The organism is Paenibacillus sp. Y568, from assembly GCF_059445545.1.
Map to the genome: position 1 here is coordinate 1 of NZ_JCAIUM010000046.1, position 1,876 is coordinate 1,876.

Below are 1,876 nucleotides of genomic sequence, written 5' to 3' on the forward strand. Positions count from 1 at the left end.
TGTAAGAGTGATCATATATCCAATCTTGTAGGGTAATCTCACTTCAGTTCACATCCTTTTACTTTCTAGGATCCTGATTCTTAATTCATTCATCTGGTTTTCACAGGGGTTTCGCTTAACGTTCAGAGGTTCACGACGGAAACCCACCTTCTTCTAGCCCTAGCTTTCATCAGGTGGGTTTCTGTGTTGGTGGGTTCACTTCATTGATTTATCTTCTTCCAACCGAGGACGAATGTCCGCTGCGTGAAACTTGTGTTATATGAAGGTCCAGACATCATTGAATTACTTGCAAATATCAATTGATATTACTTCGATATCTTTACAATACAATTTTATGCCTCCACCCATTTCACAATCAGATATCTTATAATTCAATTCATTCCAACCATGATCACGAATATCATCAATTTGAAAGCTACTTAATTGAATTCTAGAACCACCAGCTCTTAACTCATAAGGCCCTAATTCCTTAAAATGAACTGTTATTAAATATCTCTCTTCTCCTATGTAATCAAACACGATTTCAAGTTTAGAAATCTCTTCATAGTATTTATCCCGATCAATAAAAAACCTAAAACTATTAGCAAACCTACATTTATACCATCCAAAATCATTTATTGTATTCTTAATTAAATTAAAGTTCACTATGTTATTCAATTTCAATTTCCTCCGCTTTAAGAATTTATCAGCATTTCTGGACTTTCATATAACGTTGCGCATTTCTGACGTCTGAACGGCTTAAGGACCGCAGGTCCGGGTGGCTCTGCCACTTAGCCGGTTGGATGTGTCGCCTGTTTCCACTTCTCCGAAATACCACTTGGCGACCAAGGAGCGTCAGCGACGAAGCAAAAATGCATTGTTATGTGCAGTTGCCCTCTTCTTTGAAATGCTCACAGGAATTTCTAATCCTAATTATTGATTTCTTTCATATTTCATAATAATTTGGTTGTAATAGGTTTGGAATCCTAATTTTTTGTACATATTTATCGCTTCATTGCATGATCTTAGCGTAACTAAACTTACGCCTTTATCTCGTAAACCACATAATGCAGTAACACTTACTGCTGTGCCAATTCCACGTTTTCGATATTCAGATAATGTTGATACAAATTCTATTGAACCTTTGTTTCCATTTTGAATTGTTGCTGAAGTCGCTACTGGCTTTCCTTCAAAGTATGCTAAATAAAAAACAATGTTATCTGCGCCTAACCAAGAATAGTATTTATCGGTGCTCAACAAATCCCAACCATGCAAAGCTTTATTAACAGTATGGATCCAATCCTTAAACTCTTCCAATGATTGTACTCTACAGACTTTAATATATTGTGGGCATTCTGGAAATTTTAGTGCATTGTCTAAACATAATGCCATTCCAGGTTCATCATCACCAAGACATACAAAACCTTTCGTTAATAAAGTTTCTTTTAGGTTGTCAGGAGTTGATTCTGGATTAATAACCCACCACGCTGGGATTATTCCTTCTTCTATACCTTTTATAGTCGTTTCAATACTAACCTCAATATTCTCTTTATGTAACGATGCCCTATATATAATAGACGGACCTGAACATGAGGGTTTGGGAATAATCCATTCAACATCTTCTTCATGACAAATAATTTCACAGTTTAGCGAAAAACTCCGAAAATAAATTTCCATTCCTTCTACGATAGACCTAATAATGAACCGATTCATATTCAACCTCCCAGTTAGGTTAACATTGTTTTATGATTTTTAGATTTTAGGGCAATTGCACATAACGTTTGGCATTCCTGACGTTCAAGCGGCTTAAGGACCGTAGGTCCGGGTCGTTAGACTTAGCCGATTGAATGTGTTGCCTGAACCTACTTCTACGATATCCTTCTTGGCAACCGAGGAG

Annotated in this window: 2 protein-coding genes; both read right to left on the minus strand. The window is 36.6% G+C overall.

Annotation, left to right across the window (positions count from 1 at the left end; genetic code table 11):
* Window positions 1-282: 282 nt before the first annotated feature.
* A complete protein-coding gene (locus AC1D7X_RS25660; protein ID WP_495476423.1) occupies window positions 283-657 on the minus strand; it encodes a hypothetical protein in 375 nt (124 codons plus the stop codon).
* 255 nt (window positions 658-912) lie between these two features.
* Window positions 913-1,692: a GNAT family N-acetyltransferase gene (locus AC1D7X_RS25665; protein WP_495476424.1), complete on the minus strand. Its 780-nt coding sequence runs from the start codon at window positions 1,690-1,692 to the stop codon at window positions 913-915.
* Between the last annotated feature and the right edge of the window lie 184 nt (window positions 1,693-1,876).